Below are 16,907 nucleotides of genomic sequence, written 5' to 3'. Positions count from 1 at the left end.
CATTATCTTCGCTGCCTACCATCATCGGTTTGCCGGGATTTCGGGGGAAGTCACCCTGCCAGCCGATTCACACAAGAGCCGCGCCCTCGGGCTGGAGAAGCGGACCTAGGCATTACGGGCTTATGGGGATTGTCTTGCACGACTATCAGACGACATTGAAGACGCGCGCGTCGCTTACCGGCACCGGCGTCCACAGCGGCAAGGAAGTGTCCATCAGCTTCGTGCCCGCGGATGCTGACACCGGCATCGTTTTCCAGCTTTTCAACGGTGCGGAGCAGGGCCGCGAGTTTCGTGCCCTGGTTTCGGAAGTCGGCGCTACCGACCTGTGCACCATGCTTGGTGATCCCGCCGGCGAGCATATCGCCACGGTCGAGCACATCATGGCGGCGCTGTTTGGGCTCGGCATCGATAATGTCGCTGTCGAGATCGATGGTTCCGAGGTTCCTATCTTCGATGGCAGCGCCATGGCGTTCGTCGAAGCCATCGATCAGGCGGGCATCGAGACGCTTTCGGTCAAGCGCCGCTATATCAGGGTCATCAAGCCGGTCCGCATCGAGAACGGCGCCTCGTGGGCGGAGTTTCGCCCCTATGACGGGACCCGTTTCGAGATCGAGATCGACTTCGAAAGTCCGGCGATCGGCCGTCAGCTGTTTGCCTCCGACCTCAATGCCGATATTTTCCGTCGCGACATCGCGCGCGCCCGCACCTTCGGCTTCATGAAGGATGTCGAGCGGCTGTGGGCTGCAGGCTATGCGCTCGGCTCCTCGCTGGAGAACTCGCTGGTCATCGGCGACGACAACCGCGTCATCAATATGGGCGGCCTGCGCTATCCCAACGAATTCGTGCGCCATAAAACGCTGGACGCCATGGGCGACCTGGCGCTGGCCGGCGCCCGCTTCATCGGCTGCTTCCGCTCCTATCGCGGCGGCCACAGGATGAATGCCGCGGCCCTGCGCCGTCTGCTCTCGGACCGCACGGCATTCGAAATCGTCGAGACGACACGCCGCGAGCGTGGCCGCAGCGCCGAGATGAACGCCGTCAATGCGCCACTCTACGCGCCCTGGATGATCTGATTTCCCGGGTTTTTCGGGTTCCATGGGCGATAGCGCATGTGGCAGGAATGCACCACTCGCCAGTGAAATTGCATTGACGTCCAAGCTGCGTCCGGCCGCCACAAAAATGTGCGATTGGCCGGAGATAGCGTTGTCGGGCAAGGCGGTTATGGTTTATGGCTGCTGCCGTCGATTAATGCATGTCGTTCAAAAGTGGGGACCAGTTTTGAAACAATGGCATGCAACTGGCATTGAAATGGCGCCGAAAGGGCGAGATCCAATCATGTTCTTCAAGCGAGTTGGTCAATTGAAAGCACCGCAGAGGGCTGTTTTCCTGGCGCTTTCAGTAGTTGTTCCATCGCTCTTTCTGTCGGCCTGCATGTCGTCGGAGAAAGATATCGACCTGTCGACCTATGTCGACCAGACCGAGCCGGCCGATGTTCTCTACAATCAGGGCCTTGCCAATCTCAATGCCGGGCGCCTGCAGGAGGCGAGCAAGAAGTTCGACGCCGTCGACCGCCAGCATCCCTATTCAGAATGGGCCCGCAAATCGATGGTGATGGGCGCTTTCGCCGACTATCGCCAGGGCAATTACGATGAGGCGATCGGCTCGGCCAAGCGCTATCTCACGCTTTACCCGTCGACCGATGACGCCGCCTATGCGCAGTACATCATCGGCTTGAGCTACTACCGTCAGATCAAGGACGTGACGCAGGACCAGAAGGAAGCGCGTCAGACCGTCCAGACGATGCAGGATCTGGTCACGCGCTGGCCGACATCGGAATATGTCGACGACGCCAAGGAAAAGATCCGCTTCGCCAACGATCAGCTGGCCGGTAAGGAAATGCAGATCGGCCGCTACTATCTCGAGCGGCGTGAATACATCGCCGCCGTCAAGCGCTTCCGCACCGTGGTCGAGAACTATTCCAACACCCGCCATGTCGAGGAGGCGCTCGCCCGCCTGACCGAAAGCTATTACGCGATGGGTCTGACCTCGGAGGCGCAGACCGCCGCCGCCGTGCTCGGCACCAATTACCCTGACAGTTCATGGTACAAGGATTCATACAAGCTCTTGCAGAGCAATGGGCTTGCACCGCGCGAAAATGCCGGGTCGTGGATATCCAAGGCCGGAAAGATGATCACCGGCGCCTGATCCCAAGCAGACGTTGCAGGCTTCACCAACGCGCCGTCTGCCTGGTTTTGTTGCTTGTCGCGGGTTCTAGCCGCAAAACCGCACGACACTTTTGCGGAACCTGCCTGGAGCACTCGGATCGAAGCGTGCGCTTTTTCGGATTGATCCGGTGCTCAAACAAAAAGATAGTGCGGCGCTGCGACTCCAAACCGTCGCGTGCCGTTCTAGATTTGGGTTCTGATGCTTTCCAGACTGTCGATCCGCGATATCGTCCTGATCGAGAAGCTGGATATCGACTTCCAGCCGGGTCTTTCGGTGCTGACCGGCGAAACCGGTGCCGGAAAATCCATCCTGCTCGATGCCTTGTCGCTGGCGCTCGGAGCGCGCGGCGATGCTTCGCTGGTGCGCCATGGCGCGGCGCAGGGGCAGGTCATCGCCGTCTTCGACGTGCCGCGTAACCATCCGGCGCGTACGCTGCTTGCCGACAATGCGATCGAGGATGACGGCGACATCATCCTGCGCCGCCTGCAGACGGCGGACGGCCGCACCCGCGTCTTCGTCAACGATCAGCCTTCAAGCGTCACCCTGATGCGCGATGTCGGGCGCGCGCTGGTCGAGATCCACGGCCAGCATGACGAGCGCGCGCTGGTCGATCCCGGAGCGCACCGCGAGGTGCTCGACGCTTTCGGTGGCCATCTCGGCGCCGTCCGCTCGACCGGCGAGGCATGGCGGCACTGGCGCGCCTGCGAGCAGGAGCTGTCGCGACACCGCGCCAAGGTGGCGGCGGCGGCGCGCGAGGCTGATTATTTGCGCGCGGCGGTGGCGGAACTGACCAAGCTCGATCCGCAGCCGGGCGAGGAGACTGATCTCGCCGAACTGCGGGCGTCGATGATGCGAGCGGAGAAGATCGCTTCCGAAATCCATGATGCGCAGGATGTGCTATCCGGCCCGTCCTCGCCCTTGCCGCAACTGGCCAGCCTGCTGCGGCGGCTGCAGCGCAAGGTGACGGAGGCGCCCGGCCTGCTCGACGATGTCGTCAAATCGCTCGATGAGGCGATGCTGTCGCTCGACGCGGCGCAATCGGGCGTCGAGGCAGCATTGCGCGCCACCGAATATGATCCGCAACGGCTGGAGAAAGCGGAGGAGCGGCTGTTTTCGCTGCGCGCGGCCTCGCGCAAGCACAGCGTCGCCGTCGACGATTTGGCGCAGCTGCGCGACACGATGTCGGCCGATCTCGCCGATCTCGATGCCGGCGAGGAGCGCCTGCACGGGTTGGAAAAGCAGGCCACCGCCGCGCGCGAGACCTATGACATTGCCGCCGCGCAGCTGTCCTCGCTTCGTCATGCGGCGGCGGTCGGCCTGACCAAGGCGGTGATGGCGGAATTGCCGGCTCTGAAGCTCGAACGCGCCGCCTTTATCGTGGAAATGAAGAGCGAGGTCGAAAGCCGCATGGAAGAGGGGATCGATCAGATCGAATTCTGGGTGCGGACCAATCCAGGCACGCGGCCCGGGCCGATGATGAAAGTGGCCTCCGGCGGGGAGCTTTCGCGCTTCCTTCTGGCGCTGAAGGTGGCGCTGGCTGACCGCGGCTCGGCACCGACGCTGGTGTTCGACGAAATCGACACCGGTGTGGGCGGCGCTGTCGCCGACGCTATCGGCCAGCGGCTGGCGCGGCTGTCGAAGCGCGTGCAGGTGCTGTCGGTGACGCACGCACCACAGGTGGCGGCGCGCGCGGCGACGCATTTCCTGATCTCCAAATCCGGCACCACCGACCGTGTCGCCACGGGCATTGCCGAGATGGACCGGCCGGCGCGGCAGGAAGAGATCGCGCGGATGCTGGCCGGCGCCACCATCACCGACGAGGCGCGCGCCGCCGCCGAGCGATTGCTGCGTGAGAATACCGCCGTTTCCTGATGGCGCTGCTTCCCGATCGGGGGTGCCTCTAACTGGTGAAATTCGACGCACGAACAGAGTCAGCATATGGCTCCATCCTGCTGTTTCGGCGTGGTTTTGTCAGAATTCAGCTCCCTTCCATCCGAATCCTGATCTATTGTCCCGGGCCAACAGCAGCCAGGTGCAAAACCATGTCCGAAAAACCAGTCGATGCCCTGACCGAAAGCGAGGCCGAAGCCGAGCTGAAACGGCTGGCGGAAGAGATCGCCGAGCACGACCGGCGTTACCATACCGAAGATGCGCCTGTTATCACCGATGCGGAGTATGATGCGCTGGCGCGGCGCAACCTTGCCATCGAGGAGCGCTTTCCAGCGCTGGTTCGCGAGGACTCGCCATCGCTGAGGGTTGGTGCAGCACCCGCGGAAGGCTTTACCAAGGTGCGCCATGCGGTGCCGATGCTCAGCCTTGCCAAGGCCTATACCGACGATGACGTCACGGATTTCATCGAACGCGGGCGGCGATTCTTCGATCGCGACAAGGAGCTCGACATCGCCTTCACCGCCGAACCGAAGATCGACGGGCTGTCGGCTTCGCTGCGCTACGAGAACGGTGTGTTCGTGCAGGGCGCAACGCGTGGCAACGGCGCCGTCGGCGAGGACATCACCGCCAATTTGAAGACTATCGCCGACATTCCTTCGAAGTTGAAAGGCTCGGGCTGGCCCGAAACCATCGAGATCCGCGGCGAGGTTTATATGACCTATGCGGAATTCGAGGCGCTGAAGCAACGCTCGGCAGCGGCCGGCGGCCAGGACTATGTCAATCCGCGCAATACGGCGGCCGGGTCGCTGCGCCAGAAGGATCCGTCCGTCACCGCCAGCCGCAATCTCAAATTCTTCGCCTATGCCTGGGGTTACACGACGGCGGATCCCGCTCCGACCCAATATGATTCGGTGCAGAAATTCGCCGAGTGGGGTTTCAAGATCAGTCCGTTGATGGTGCGGGCGAAATCGGCCGAGGAGTTGATCGCGCATTATCATCGGATCGAGGAGCAGCGCTCGGAGCTCGGCTACGATATCGACGGTGTCGTCTACAAGGTCGACCAGCTGGAATTGCAACGCCGATGGGGCTTCGTCACCGGCGAACCGCGCTGGGCGGTCGCGCACAAATTCCCGGCCGAACAGGCGATGACGACCGTGCAGAAGATCGACATCCAGGTCGGTCGTACCGGTACGCTGGCGCCGGTTGCGCGGCTGGCGCCGGTCACTGTCGGCGGCGTCGTGGTCGAGAACGTCACGCTGCACAATGAGGACTACATCAAGGGCCTGGACAGTACCGGCGAGCCGATCCGAGATGGCATCGATGTGCGCATCGGCGATACGGTCGTGATCCAGCGGGCAGGCGATGTCATTCCGCAGATCGTCAGCGTCGTCATCGACAAGCGGCCTGCTGATGCGGTGCCTTACGAGTTCCCTCACACTTGCCCGATCTGCGGCTCGCCGGCGACGCGCGAGATCAACGAAAAGACCGGCAAGGAAGATTCCCGCCGGCGCTGCACCGGCGAACTGATCTGCCCGGCGCAGGCGGTGGAGGGATTGCGCCACTTCGTGTCACGCGGCGCCCTGGACATCGAAGGGCTCGGCGCGGAAAACATAGACACGTTCTTCAATGCGGGATTGATCAAGACCGCCGCCGATATCTTCACGCTCAGGGACCGCCGTCCGGCTGTCACCAGGGCGCTGGCCGAGCGCCGTGAGGAGCAGGCAAGGCAGCGCGAGGCCGCATCGGGCAAGACACGCAAGAATGTGCGCAGCGTCGAGGATCGCAACTATGAGGGCCTCGACAAGCTGTTCGCCGCCATCGATTCGCGCCGCGAGCCGGAGCTGGACCGCTTCATCTTCGCGCTCGGCATCCGCCATATCGGTGAAACGACGGCCGCCGTGCTTGCCCGCACCTTCTCGACCATCGAGGAGCTGATCCGCGTCGGCAAGGAGACAGCGGCAGCGGAGAATCCACATACGGTTTTCCCCTCGGTCAACGGCATCGGCGATACCGTGATCGATGCTTTGCGCGACTTCTTCGGCAATGAGCGCAATGACGACGTGCTTGACGCGTTGCTCCGCCAAGTCAAGCCGAAGCCGTATATCGTCAACGTCTCGGCCGACAGCGAGGTCGCCGGCAAGACGGTCGTGTTCACGGGCTCGCTGGAGAAGATGACACGCTCCGAAGCCAAGGCGATGGCGGAGCGCCTCGGCGCCAAGGTCGCGGGCTCGGTTTCGGCGAAGACCGATCTTGTCGTGGCCGGGCCAGGTGCCGGCTCCAAGCTGAAGCTCGCCAGCGAACTCGGCATCGAGGTGATCGACGAGGATGCCTGGCTGGTGCGGATCGGCAAGGCATGACCGGACCGTTCAGCGGCTTCGGCCCCAAAGCCATTCCGTTCCTCAAGGCGCTGGATTTCCACCAGAGCCGCGAGTGGTTCCTGGAGAATCGCGACCTCTTCGAAAAGGATTTGCGCGATCCATTCGGTGATCTCGTCGAGACGCTGACCGCGCGCTTCGCGGAGGCAGGTCTCGGCCTGCGCGGCGACCGCAAGAAGTCGCTGTTCCGGATCAATCGCGACGTGCGTTTCGCCAAGGACAAGCGGCCCTACAACAGGCATTTGTCGGCCATCCTGTCGCCCGACGGCACCAAGATGGAGCAGGGCGTGTTCTACGTGCATATCGGGCTTGAGCGCTGCTTTGCCGACATTGCCTGGTGGCAGCCGGAGCCTGCGCTGCTGCTGGCGATGCGCAAAGCCGTCGCGACGAAGCCGGACAAGTTTCGCGCCCTGGTGGCGGCGCTGAAGAAGAACCGGCTTGAACTCGAGACCGAAGGCCGTATGAAGCGTACGCCACGCGGCTTCGAGGAAATCAGCGATCCCGATCTGGTCGCCGCCATCCGCCACCGGCATTTCTATGTCCAGCATGTCATCGATCCGGCCGGAATCCATACGGCTGATCTGGTCGATGAACTCGTCGATTTCACCTTGCGCGCCAAGCCGCTGCTCGACTGGGGCAGGGCGATTGAGGGCAAGATCCCGAAGGAATAAGCGTCTAACTCAGCCGATCCAGCGATCATTTCCGCTGATCGTTTGGCTCAAGCGAATTCGTGTGACACGGCGAGGCGCGCCACCTACATACCGCGCTTCCCTTGTTGTTGTGCATGTCGTTATCCCTGCTACGCACTTTTGGGCGACATGTATCAGGAGTGGTTGATGGCGACGGACGCAATTTCGGAGAGCAGCGAAAGAAGCGATTTCTGGCAGGGCGTGCGGCTGTCGATGCCTGTCGTGGTGGCGTCGGCGCCGTTTGCGGTGCTGTTCGGTGCGCTCGCCGTCGACAATGGTTTCTCGGTCCTGGAAGCCTTCCTGATGAGCGCGCTGGTCTATGGCGGCGCCAGCCAGATGGTCGGCATCCAGCTGTTCGGCCAGCATGTGGCGCCGTGGCTGATCGTGCTGTCGATCTTCGCCGTCAATTTCCGCCACGTGCTCTATTCCGCAGGCATCGGCCGGCGCATCGCGCACTGGCCTGTCACCCAGCAGGCACTTGGTTATTTCATCCTCACCGATCCGCAATTCGCGGTAGCCGAAGCGCGGGCGCAATCGGGCCAGACGGTCGGCTTTGCCTGGTATCTGGGGCTTGGCTTGCCGGTCTATCTGTTCTGGATCGTCGAAAGCGCGCTTGGCGCACTGTTCGGCAAGCTGATCCCCGACACGCATGCGCTCGGCATCGATTTCCTGCTGCCGATCTATTTCCTCGGTCTCGTGCTGGGCTTTCGCAAGCGGCCGCTGTGGCTGCCGGTGGTCGTCGCCAGCGCCGCCGCCTCGATCATCGCCTACAAGACGGTCGGCTCGCCTTGGCATGTCTCGATTGGCGCTGTTGCCGGTGTGCTGCTGGCGGTCATCCTGCCTCCCCATCACAGCGGCGTAAAGGCACGGCCATGAGCACGACCTTCTGGATCATCATCGCCGGCGCAATCGCGACCTATCTGACGCGCATCGGTGGGCATCTGGTCATCTCCCGCTTCGACACCATCCACCCGCGCGTTGAGGCCGGCCTCAATGCCGTGCCGGCCGCGGTGCTGACGACGCTGGTGGCGCCGGAACTGTTGAATGCCGGGCCGGCGGAATGGGCGGCTCTGGTGGTCACCGCGGTCGTCTCGCTGCGCGGTGGGTTGATGGCGATGTTTCTGGCGGGTGCGGCAGTGCTGATTTTGGCGCGGCAGTTCGTGGGGTAAAATTCTAAGCGCGAATCGGTTTGGACGTTAGCGCCGCCTTTATTGCCCTGCCGGGCACTTCTCCCCGTAAACGGCCGGGCTGTCACGTATGGATTCTTGCGAAGAAGAACCCCCACCCTAACCCTCCCCACAAGGGGGAGGGAACGCTGCCGCGTGCCTTTAATTCTTCTTGGCGCCGAAAAGACAGGCGATTCTCCTGGGTCAGCGCCAACGGAAGTCTCCCTCCCCCTTGTGGGGAGGGGTTAGGGGTGGGGGTCCGTGCCGGGCAGCCATCTCAAGAATCCATACGCGATAGTCCTGCCGTAAACGGGAGAAAGAAGCTCACCTCAAATCTTCGCGTCGTGCGGCAGCGGCGCTGTCGCCTTCTCCAGCCAGGCCAGCGTTTCGCCGTCGAGCATCGGGCCGATCTCGGTCAGCACGCGCGCATGGTACGTGTCCAGCCAGTGCAACTCGTCGCGCGTCAGGAGGTCCGACTGCACCAGTCTTGTGTCGATCGGCGCCAGCGTCAGCGTCTCGAAGCCGTGCATGGCGATATCGCCGCCCTCGATCTCTTGCGCCGGCGTCACCAGGATCAGGTTCTCGATGCGGATGCCGTAGGCGCCTTCCTTGTAGTAGCCCGGCTCGTTGGACAGCATCATGCCTTCGAGCAGCTTTTCGGTGCCGGTGCGGGCGATACGCTGCGGCCCTTCATGCACGGCCAGATACGAGCCGACGCCATGGCCGGTGCCGTGGGCGAAGTCGCAACCGTGCTTCCACAGCGCCATGCGCGCGACGGCATCGATCTCGGAGCCGCGCGTGCCGGCGGGAAAGCGCAAGGTGGAAATGCCGATCATGCCTTTCAGCACCAGGGTGAAGCGTTCGCGCATCTCCTGCGTCGGCTGGCCGATCGGCACGGTGCGCGTGATGTCGGTGGTGCCGTCCTGATACTGCGCACCGGAATCGAGCAGGAACAGCTCGCCGGCCTGCAGCTTGCGGCTGGTGGCGCGCGACACGCGGTAATGCATGATGGCACCGTTCGGGCCGGCGCCCGAAATGGTGTCGAAGGAGACATCGCGCAACGGCATCTGGGTCTCTTCGCCGGTCTGCCGGCGCTGTTCCTCCAGCCGGGTGACCACCGATATCTCGTCGAGCGATCCGGGTTTTTGCCGCTCCAGCCAGCACAGAAGCTTCGCCACGGCGGCACCGTCACGCCGATGCGCGGCGCGCGAGCCGTTGATTTCGGCCTGGTTCTTGGTGGCGCGCGGGATGCGGGCGGGGTCGGCTGCGGCGATCACGGTGCCGCCATTGGCCTCGACCAGCATGCGCAGCCTGTCGGCCGCCAGCACCGGATCGAGCGCGATTTTCGCGCCACTCTTGGCAAGTGCCGCAATCGCCGCTTCGAATTCGCCGGGCTCATGCGGCTCGGCGAGCTGGGTGAGGTAGGCCGCGACCTGGCGCGAGAACTTGCGCTTATCCATGAAAAGCTGGTGCGACCCATCGGCGGCGAGGATGGCGAAGCCGAGCGCCAGCGGCGTGTGCGGCACGTCGCCGCCACGGATGTTGAAGGCCCAGGCGATGGAGGAGGGGTCGGTCAGCACCGCATGGGTGGCACCATCCTTGGCGATCGCCGCCGCCAGCCGCGCCAGCTTGTCCTTGGCAAGCTCGCCGGCAAAGCCGATCGGGTGAAGCTCGACGGGAGCCACCGGCGCCTCGGGCTGATCCTTCCAGATAATGTCGATCGGGTTCTTGTCGAGCGGCACCAGCACAGCGCCCGATCTGTCGGCCGAAGCCTGCAGCGCCTTGACCTCGCTGATCGTGTGCAGCCATGGATCAAAGCCGAGCCGTGCGCCCTTGCCAAGATTGTCTTTCAGCCAGACGGCCGGGGGATTGTCGACCAGGCTTTCGATCGAAAAGACGTCGAGATCGACCTCGCTGCGCACCTGCAGCGTGTAGCGCCCGTCGACAAAGACGAAGGCGCGGTCGCGCAGGACGATGGCGACACCGGCCGAGCCGCTGAAGCCGGTCAGCCATTTCAGCCGCGCCGAGCGGTCGGCGACATATTCGCCCTGATGCTCGTCGGCACGCGGCACGATGAAGCCGTCCAGCCCGTTGGCTTCAAGCCATTGGCGCAGCAACGCCACACGCGGTTTGCCGACGGCCGGGTCGCCGGCGGAATCGAAGGTCTGGAACATTGTGGGCCTCCTGCGGTCAGCGCAACCGTAGCGTACGGTCGCGGAAATCGGAATCGATTTCCGGCTGCGCGCAACCTGCTACAGCATCGCTTGGCTGACAATCGGCGGAACTTGGTCCAAGCTCGGTCGGTGCCCGGGCTCAATGCTTGAGGTGGATCGTCACCCAGCCCTCGCGGTGCAAGGTTCTGACGTGGCGAAAATTCTGGCCGACATAGGCCGAGATGACGGCGTCCCGCTGGCGCTCGAGGATACCCGACAGCACGATCGAGCCGCCAAGTGCGATGTGATCGGCCATTTGCGGCGCCAGCCGCATCAGCGGCCGCGCCAATATGTTGGCGACGATCAGATCGAAGGGCGCGCGCTTGCCGAAGATCGGATGGTGAAAGCCTGGTGCTGTTGCTGTTTCCACCAGTGCCTTGACGTGGTTGAGCCGCGCATTGGCGGCAGCCACCCGCACCGCCACCGGATCGATGTCGGTGGCCAGCACAGGAATATGCGCCAGCTTGGCGACGGCGATCGCCAGCACCGCGCTGCCGGTGCCGAGGTCGAGCGCATTGCGCGGATGCTCGCGCCGCACCACTTTCTCCAGCATTTCCAGGCAGCCGGCTGTGGTGCCGTGGTGACCGGTGCCGAAGGCGAGGCCGGCCTCGATCTCGATGGCCAGTTCACCGCTGTGGCGCTTGCGGCGGTCATGCGCGCCGTGGACGAAGAAACGGCCGGCACGCACCGGCTTCAGCTCTTCCAGCGAATGCGCCACCCAGTCGATGTCGGGCAGGGCCTCGCGCTTGATCGGCTTCGATAGGGAAAGGCCGGCAAGGATCTCGTTCAAGCGGGTCTCGACCGCATCGACGTCGCCATCGGCATAGAGCGACACTTCGTGGATGTCCTTGTCCTCGTCGACCTCCAGGACGGCGATCGGCAGCCCCTCTTCCTCGAAGGCTGCCTCAAGCGCCGCGAAAATGCTGACGGACTCGATCTTTCCGGTGGTGAAGTAAAGGCGCGTCTGGGTCATGAAAAGGTAATCAGCCTTTCGCCGCCAGCCGCTTCAGCTTGGCGATGGCCGTATCGGCGCTTTCGCCGTAGGCGATGGTGCCGGCAAAGTCGCCATTGGCGTTGAGCAGCAGCACCGAGGCGGTGTGGTCCATCGTGTAGTCGCCGTCGCCGGTGTCGACCTTCTTCCAGTAGATGCCGAACGACTTGGCCATGGCATGGACCTTGTCCGGAGCGCCCGTGATGCCGACGATACGGTCGGAGAAATTGCTGACATAGGCGTTCATCACTTCCGGCGTGTCGCGCTCGGGATCGACCGAGACGAAATAGGCGTGCAGGTTCTTGCCGTCGTCGCCGAGCGTCTTCAGCCAGCCGGCCAGTTCGAACAGCGTGGTCGGGCAGACCTCGGGGCAATGGGTGAAGCCGAAGAAGACGACGCTGGGCTGCCCCCTGAAGGCGGCTTCGGTGATCGGCGTGCCTTTCTGGTCGACCAGGGTGAAGGCGGCCCCGAACGGTTCGCCGCCATAGTGGCCGCGGTACCAGTCGAAGGTCAGCCAGCCGATGCCGGCCGCCATCAGGACGAGAATGCCGACCAGGATAGAACGCATCATCATCAAAAGTCCGTCTGCAGAAATCGCCGCGCCGGCTCAATGCCGCGCCTGTGCGACAGTCTTAGCGGTTCGGCCTCGCACAGGCAAAGTGCCGCGTTGCCGCAACCGCGGCGGTGTCGACCTATCTGCTTGCAAAGCCGGGCTGCTCGCCCCACCTGTGACCGGCAACTCGAACCGCAGGAGGCTAGTTTGCGACGACTGGTTGGGCGACGGCTGCTTGGGCACGGACTGATTGGGCGGAAACTGATCGGCGGCGCCTTGGCCGCCTGCGTTGTCCTTGGCGCCGGTGCCGTGGTCGCCGAGGAAGTCGGCAAGGTCGGCGTCGACTGGCTCGGCAATGACATCATCGTCGAAGCGATCAAGGATCCGAAAGTGGAAGGCGTGACCTGCCACGTCTCCTATTTCGATCGCGGCATCATCGATCGCCTGCACAAGGGCAACTGGTTCGAGGATCCGTCCGATTCCTCGATCTCCTGCCGCCAGACCGGTCCGATCACCATCGGTGACATCGACATGAGTGAGGGCGGCGAGGAAGTGTTCAAGCAAGGCATCAGCCTGATCTGGAAGAAGCAGGTGGTGAACCGCATCTACGACAAGGCCAACGAGACGCTGATCTATCTCTCGCATTCGCGCCAGGTGCAGAACGGCTCGGCCAAAATGTCGGTCACCACCGTGCCGCTCTACGGTCAGAACGTGGTGTGGAGCAAAGGCAAGCCGTAACAGGCTGCCGACCTTCGGACGATTGGTCCCGCTTGCGGGACCAATCGCTCGGGGGTAAAGCCGCCGGCATGGACCGTTCCGAAAACCTCGTCCCGAAAGACCCCGAGCCACGCATCCATCCGACCGCGGAGCTGAAGGCGTGCAAGCTCGGCCGCTATGCCTCGATCGGCGAGCGAGTGGTGCTGCGCGAGGTGAATGTCGGCGACTTCTCTTATTTTGAACGCCATTCGGAAGCGATCTACACGACGATCGGCAAATTCTGCTCGATCGCCGCCAACAGCCGCATCAATGCGCTGGAGCATCCGATAGAGCGGCTGACCCAGCACAAGCTCAGCTACCGGCCGAACGAGTATTTTCGTTGGCTGGGCGTCGATGCCGCCTTCCGCGAGCGGCGGCAAGCGAAAGCGGTGACCATCGGCCATGATGTCTGGATCGGCCACGGCGCGGTGATCATGCCCGGGGTCGCCGTCGGCAACGGTGCCGTCATCGGCGCCAACGCCGTGGTGACGCGTGACGTGCCGTCCTATGCGATCGTCGCCGGCGTGCCGGCGAAGGCTCTCCGGCCACGCTTCGCTCCGGATATCGCGGCGCGGATCGAAGCTCTCGCCTGGTGGGACTGGCCGGTCGAAAAGCTGGCCAGAGCGGTTCCCGACATGCAGGCCATGCCGATCGAAGCGTTCCTCGATCGCTGGGAAAACGACGCCGTCTGACCAGTTCAAGTGCGTAGCGTTGAGACGGAGTCGGGCGACGCGCTTCAAGGCCCGCCGGACTGAAACCCCTTCCGCCATGCGGGGGTGGCGCAGCGGAAGGGGCTGGAGTTAAACCGCTGTGAAGCGGAAGGAACAGGCACTCTCGCCTGCAGGGTCATTGTGACATTGAACCCATAAGGCGTGTTTTCCAGGCTATTCTCCCTATGCGTGTAGGCAATTGTACCTGAGGTATTTGCTTGCATCGGGAACCTGAAACGGTCGCTGATTGTTCTCATCGCGCCGCAGCGTTGAGGATTTCGATAGATGGAAAAGCATTTCACCAAGGTCGCCAACTGGGTCGCCCGCATAGCCGGCCTGCCGCCGACATTCGCCCTCTGTTGCCTGATCGTCATCGTCTGGGCGGTGAGCGGTCCGTTCTTCGGCTTTTCGGACACCTGGCAGCTCGTCATCAACACGGGCACGACCATCATCACCTTCCTGATGGTCTTCCTGATCCAGAACACTCAGAACCGCGACGGCGCGGCGATCCAGGCCAAGCTCGACGAACTGATCCGGGTCGGCAAGGGCCACAACCACTTCATAGGCATCGAGCATCTGACCGAATCCGAAGTCGAGGAAATCCGCGCCAAATGCGAGCGTGCGGCAAAGCGGCATGACGAACAGATCGCCGACATGGCAGCGAAGAAGGTTGTGACGAGGAAGCGCGGGTCGAAAAAGCAGGCGGCCTAAGATCAGTCCTTCATGAACGCCGCGAAACTGTCCTTGTGGTCCGGATGCCAGCGGGACAGGGCTGGGCGGTTCTCGATGATGTCGCCGATCGCCCAGGCCATGCGCTTTTCATCCAGCGGGCGGGCCGCCTCATTGTCCGGGCACAGGATGTAGAAATCGCCTCTGGTCAGGGATTCCAGCATGAAATCCACAACCTGTTCGCCGGTCCAGGCGCCGGCCGGTTTTTCCGTCGCGCCCTCGGTCAGGCCGGTAAAGGTGAAGCCGGGGATCAGCAGATGGGCAGCGACATGGGCGCCGGGTTCGTTGCGTAACGCATGCGCCAGGCCCTCGGTGAAGGTTTTCACCCCTGCCTTGGAGACATTGTAGGCAAGATTGCCGGGCGGCGTGGTGATGCCTTGCTTGGAGCCGGTGTTGACGATCAGACCCGGCCCGGCCGAGGCCAGCATGCGCGGCGCGAAGGCCTCCACGCCATGCACGACGCCCCAGAAATTGATGTCCAACAGCCGTTTCCAGGCATCGCGGTTTTCCCATGGCTTTCCGGGATTGTCGCCGACGCCGGCATTGTTCATCAGCAGCGACACGCCGTCGAAGGCGCCGAACGCCCTCTCGGCGAGGCGGTCCACCTCATCCGCCTTCGAAACGTCGGCGGCGACGGCAAGCACGGCATCGTCGCCGGCAATCGCAGAAACGGCGCGCGAGGCGTCGTCAAGCCGCGCGCCGCCAATGTCGGCCAGCACGATCTTCATGCCCATCAGTGCAAGCCGCTTGGCGGCCGCCAGACCGATGCCGCTGGCGGCGCCGGTGATCACGGCGGCATTGCCTGGGGCAAGCGCGGGCAGGGCGGTCTGGATCTCGGCGTCGGTGATCATGGGCGATGGGTTCCTTGTTCGATGCGCCGAACTTAGCGCCGGAACCGATCGGTGCAAGCCTCTGCTCGCCTTGTCGGGTTGACCAGTTCGGTCGAGGCTGCGCATGTTGCCCTTTGCCTCCGCAAAAGAGATTTTGCCCTGGGGACAAACGGAGATTTCCTGATTGACGGACTGGGTTGCAATCCTGAAAGAACAGACCGCCATTGGCGACCAGATGGGCCGCGAGGTGCCGCAGATGCTGGCCAACCCCGACATCAGCGAAACGCAGGTGAAGACGCTCTTTTCCGCCCTGGAGAAACAAGCCGAGTTCGTCGAGAAGCTGCGCATGGCGCTGGAAAAGTTCGGCCATGATTTCTCGATCATCAAGGCCGCGGAACGGCTGGAGGAGCGCTATGCCGACCTTGCCGCATCGGTGGCGGAAAAACTGAAAGCGATGCGCAAGTAGCGCAACTCTGGGAAAGACGTGCAACGCTTTGCCTTGAAAATGCGTGAAGACAGCTACTTTTCAATCACCCGCGCAAAGCGCGTATCCGGTACGAGCCATATCATCGCGACCAGCACATAGAGTGCGACGCCGATCCACTGGCTGACGAAGGTCAGCACGACGGCTGCGATGTAGACAGTCAGCGAGAGCTTCCCCTTGCGGTCAGTACCCAGCGCCTTGGCAAAGGCGGTATCATTGCCGTGCAGCCGATGCAGCGCGGCGGCGAGTATGGTGTAGGCGATGGCGCATAGCGCGAGGTCGGTGCCATAGACGGCGACCGGCACCGGCGCAAAGTGGTTCTCGCCCATGAAGGCTGTGGTCACCGGCATCAGCGACAGCCAGAACAGCAGATTGAGGTTGGCCCACAGCACGCGCCCGTCGACCCGCTGCACGGCGTGGAACATGTTGTGCAAATTGTTCCAGTAGATGCCGACATTGATGAAGGACAGCACGTAGCAGAAGAAGATCGGCCACAACGGCACCAGGACGGAGAAATCCTCGCCATGCGGCACTTTCAACTCAAGCACCATGATGGTGATGATGATAGCCACGACGCCGTCGGTGAATGCCTCGACCCTGCCTTTGCCCATGGATCCCACCTTTGCCCGCGATGAATTGTCGAAAGAGAGTAAACGCTAGCGGATGTTGGGGAGCCAATAAATGGCAACCGGGAAATTCCTCAACCATGTCCAAGGAAAATCCGGCATCAGTCCCGCTGGTCAGGACGATTACGGCCGCCCACCGTTGACTTTTCTTGGCTTGGCCGCTCCTCTTGCAGGGCAGTCTTGGCCGAAGCAGATGTACGGCCGGGATTCTAATGGAGGGGACTGATGAGATTTCGTTTTCTGCTTGTGGTCGCGACCATCCTGGCCGCGGTCTTCGGGACGTCGGCCGCGGCCTTCGCCTACAGCGCCCACACCTCGACCAACCTCAACGTCCGCAGCGGGCCGGGAGCGGGATACGCCAGGGTGGGAACGCTGCCCGCCGGCTTCAGGGTCAATGTCACCGGCTGCCAGCCGGGCTGGTGTAGAATCCACGGCGGCGGCGTGAGCGGCTGGGCCAGCGCCGGTTATCTCGAACGCTCCCAGATCGTTCGCCCGCCGATCATCATCGTGCGCCCGCCGCATCGGCCGCACTGGCAGCACAGGCCGCACCGTCCTCCGCACCATCGCCCGCCGCACAAGCCGCGCCCCGGCAAGTGCAAGATCGCGCCCGGCTTCCCCTGCAGGTGAGGCCGACCGGTTGAGCGATAGATGACGGATCGGAGCCGCGAT

17 protein-coding genes are annotated in these 16,907 nt (G+C 63.0%); 12 read left to right on the top strand and 5 right to left on the bottom strand.

Annotated elements, in window-relative coordinates; all coding sequences use genetic code 11:
* The first annotated feature begins 122 nt into the window (after window positions 1-122).
* The 7 genes from lpxC (at window position 123) to NKJ00_RS19825 (ending at window position 8,349) form a co-directional block, all read left to right on the top strand.
* Window positions 123-1,073 carry a UDP-3-O-acyl-N-acetylglucosamine deacetylase gene (lpxC, locus tag NKJ00_RS19855; protein WP_023813134.1) on the top strand — a complete coding sequence of 317 codons (951 nt, stop codon included), beginning with the start codon at window positions 123-125 and terminating at the stop codon, window positions 1,071-1,073.
* 262 nt (window positions 1,074-1,335) lie between these two features.
* Window positions 1,336-2,205: an outer membrane protein assembly factor BamD gene (locus tag NKJ00_RS19850; protein ID WP_023813133.1), complete on the top strand. Its 870-nt coding sequence runs from the start codon at window positions 1,336-1,338 to the stop codon at window positions 2,203-2,205.
* Between the two features lie 219 nt (window positions 2,206-2,424).
* The gene (gene recN / locus NKJ00_RS19845) at window positions 2,425-4,098 is read left to right on the top strand and encodes a DNA repair protein RecN (protein WP_352442242.1); all 1,674 of its coding nucleotides are present in this window, start codon (window positions 2,425-2,427) and stop codon (window positions 4,096-4,098) included.
* Between the two features lie 170 nt (window positions 4,099-4,268).
* The gene (ligA, locus tag NKJ00_RS19840; RefSeq protein ID WP_352630877.1) at window positions 4,269-6,473 is read left to right on the top strand and encodes an NAD-dependent DNA ligase LigA; all 2,205 of its coding nucleotides are present in this window, start codon (window positions 4,269-4,271) and stop codon (window positions 6,471-6,473) included.
* The gene (locus NKJ00_RS19835) at window positions 6,470-7,162 is read left to right on the top strand and encodes a DUF2461 domain-containing protein (RefSeq protein ID WP_352630875.1); all 693 of its coding nucleotides are present in this window, start codon (window positions 6,470-6,472) and stop codon (window positions 7,160-7,162) included. The genes ligA and NKJ00_RS19835 overlap by 4 nt, the downstream gene beginning before the upstream one ends.
* A gap of 165 nt (window positions 7,163-7,327) precedes the next feature.
* A complete protein-coding gene (locus tag NKJ00_RS19830; RefSeq protein WP_128303502.1) occupies window positions 7,328-8,056 on the top strand; it encodes an AzlC family ABC transporter permease in 729 nt (242 codons plus the stop codon).
* Window positions 8,053-8,349, top strand: a complete 297-nt coding sequence (locus NKJ00_RS19825) for an AzlD family protein (RefSeq protein WP_057142891.1) — start codon at window positions 8,053-8,055, stop codon at window positions 8,347-8,349. Before NKJ00_RS19830 ends, NKJ00_RS19825 begins: the two co-directional genes overlap by 4 nt.
* 326 nt (window positions 8,350-8,675) lie before the next feature.
* Here NKJ00_RS19825 and NKJ00_RS19820 read toward each other — a convergent pair whose 3' ends face one another.
* The 3 genes from NKJ00_RS19820 to NKJ00_RS19810 all read right to left on the bottom strand — a co-directional run bounded on the left by NKJ00_RS19820 (window position 8,676) and on the right by NKJ00_RS19810 (window position 12,121).
* Complete coding sequence (locus NKJ00_RS19820) at window positions 8,676-10,520, bottom strand: aminopeptidase P family protein (protein ID WP_352630873.1); 1,845 nt, start codon at window positions 10,518-10,520, stop codon at window positions 8,676-8,678.
* Between the two features lie 139 nt (window positions 10,521-10,659).
* Complete coding sequence (locus NKJ00_RS19815; protein WP_352551809.1) at window positions 10,660-11,532, bottom strand: 50S ribosomal protein L11 methyltransferase; 873 nt, start codon at window positions 11,530-11,532, stop codon at window positions 10,660-10,662.
* A 10-nt stretch (window positions 11,533-11,542) separates the two neighbouring features.
* Window positions 11,543-12,121, bottom strand: coding sequence for an SCO family protein (locus NKJ00_RS19810; protein ID WP_128303538.1), 579 nt, complete (start codon window positions 12,119-12,121; stop codon window positions 11,543-11,545).
* Window positions 12,122-12,310: 189 nt separating this feature from the next.
* Between NKJ00_RS19810 and NKJ00_RS19805 the strand changes: the two genes are divergently transcribed.
* From NKJ00_RS19805 to NKJ00_RS19795, 3 genes are all read left to right on the top strand, one after another.
* A complete protein-coding gene (locus tag NKJ00_RS19805; RefSeq protein ID WP_245486122.1) occupies window positions 12,311-12,841 on the top strand; it encodes a CreA family protein in 531 nt (176 codons plus the stop codon).
* A gap of 68 nt (window positions 12,842-12,909) precedes the next feature.
* Entirely contained in the window at window positions 12,910-13,551 is a 642-nt protein-coding gene (locus tag NKJ00_RS19800) for a DapH/DapD/GlmU-related protein (RefSeq protein WP_128303506.1), read from the top strand.
* A 303-nt stretch (window positions 13,552-13,854) separates the two neighbouring features.
* The gene (locus NKJ00_RS19795; protein WP_128303507.1) at window positions 13,855-14,280 is read left to right on the top strand and encodes a low affinity iron permease family protein; all 426 of its coding nucleotides are present in this window, start codon (window positions 13,855-13,857) and stop codon (window positions 14,278-14,280) included.
* 2 nt (window positions 14,281-14,282) lie between these two features.
* Here the strand turns inward: NKJ00_RS19795 and NKJ00_RS19790 are convergent, their stop codons facing one another.
* Window positions 14,283-15,149: an SDR family NAD(P)-dependent oxidoreductase gene (locus NKJ00_RS19790; protein WP_128303508.1), complete on the bottom strand. Its 867-nt coding sequence runs from the start codon at window positions 15,147-15,149 to the stop codon at window positions 14,283-14,285.
* A gap of 163 nt (window positions 15,150-15,312) precedes the next feature.
* Between NKJ00_RS19790 and NKJ00_RS19785 the strand changes: the two genes are divergently transcribed.
* The gene (locus NKJ00_RS19785) at window positions 15,313-15,594 is read left to right on the top strand and encodes a hypothetical protein (protein WP_023813121.1); all 282 of its coding nucleotides are present in this window, start codon (window positions 15,313-15,315) and stop codon (window positions 15,592-15,594) included.
* Window positions 15,595-15,647: 53 nt separating this feature from the next.
* Here the strand turns inward: NKJ00_RS19785 and NKJ00_RS19780 are convergent, their stop codons facing one another.
* Window positions 15,648-16,223 (bottom strand): TMEM175 family protein, encoded by a 576-nt coding sequence (locus NKJ00_RS19780; protein WP_128303509.1) that lies wholly within the window; start codon window positions 16,221-16,223, stop codon window positions 15,648-15,650.
* Between the two features lie 240 nt (window positions 16,224-16,463).
* On the opposite strand from NKJ00_RS19780, the gene NKJ00_RS19775 reads away from it, so the two are divergent.
* Window positions 16,464-16,865: an SH3 domain-containing protein gene (locus NKJ00_RS19775; protein ID WP_023813119.1), complete on the top strand. Its 402-nt coding sequence runs from the start codon at window positions 16,464-16,466 to the stop codon at window positions 16,863-16,865.
* The last annotated feature ends 42 nt before the right edge of the window (window positions 16,866-16,907 follow it).

It is taken from the genome of Mesorhizobium sp. M0227 (assembly GCF_040321855.1).
In the GTDB taxonomy this organism is placed as follows: domain Bacteria; phylum Pseudomonadota; class Alphaproteobacteria; order Rhizobiales; family Rhizobiaceae; genus Mesorhizobium.
This window is presented reverse-complemented; position numbering and strand designations above follow the sequence as displayed.

Coding starts and splice junctions, on each gene's coding strand:
- lpxC (WP_023813134.1), top strand. CDS start 123: ATGGGGATTGTCTTGCACGACTATCAGACGACATTGAAGACGCGCGCG.
- NKJ00_RS19850 (WP_023813133.1), top strand. CDS start 1,336: ATGTTCTTCAAGCGAGTTGGTCAATTGAAAGCACCGCAGAGGGCTGTT.
- recN (WP_352442242.1), top strand. CDS start 2,425: ATGCTTTCCAGACTGTCGATCCGCGATATCGTCCTGATCGAGAAGCTG.
- ligA (WP_352630877.1), top strand. CDS start 4,269: ATGTCCGAAAAACCAGTCGATGCCCTGACCGAAAGCGAGGCCGAAGCC.
- NKJ00_RS19835 (WP_352630875.1), top strand. CDS start 6,470: ATGACCGGACCGTTCAGCGGCTTCGGCCCCAAAGCCATTCCGTTCCTC.
- NKJ00_RS19830 (WP_128303502.1), top strand. CDS start 7,328: ATGGCGACGGACGCAATTTCGGAGAGCAGCGAAAGAAGCGATTTCTGG.
- NKJ00_RS19825 (WP_057142891.1), top strand. CDS start 8,053: ATGAGCACGACCTTCTGGATCATCATCGCCGGCGCAATCGCGACCTAT.
- NKJ00_RS19820 (WP_352630873.1), bottom strand. CDS start 10,520: ATGTTCCAGACCTTCGATTCCGCCGGCGACCCGGCCGTCGGCAAACCG.
- NKJ00_RS19815 (WP_352551809.1), bottom strand. CDS start 11,532: ATGACCCAGACGCGCCTTTACTTCACCACCGGAAAGATCGAGTCCGTC.
- NKJ00_RS19810 (WP_128303538.1), bottom strand. CDS start 12,121: ATGATGCGTTCTATCCTGGTCGGCATTCTCGTCCTGATGGCGGCCGGC.
- NKJ00_RS19800 (WP_128303506.1), top strand. CDS start 12,910: ATGGACCGTTCCGAAAACCTCGTCCCGAAAGACCCCGAGCCACGCATC.
- NKJ00_RS19795 (WP_128303507.1), top strand. CDS start 13,855: ATGGAAAAGCATTTCACCAAGGTCGCCAACTGGGTCGCCCGCATAGCC.
- NKJ00_RS19790 (WP_128303508.1), bottom strand. CDS start 15,149: ATGATCACCGACGCCGAGATCCAGACCGCCCTGCCCGCGCTTGCCCCA.
- NKJ00_RS19780 (WP_128303509.1), bottom strand. CDS start 16,223: ATGGGCAAAGGCAGGGTCGAGGCATTCACCGACGGCGTCGTGGCTATC.
- NKJ00_RS19775 (WP_023813119.1), top strand. CDS start 16,464: ATGAGATTTCGTTTTCTGCTTGTGGTCGCGACCATCCTGGCCGCGGTC.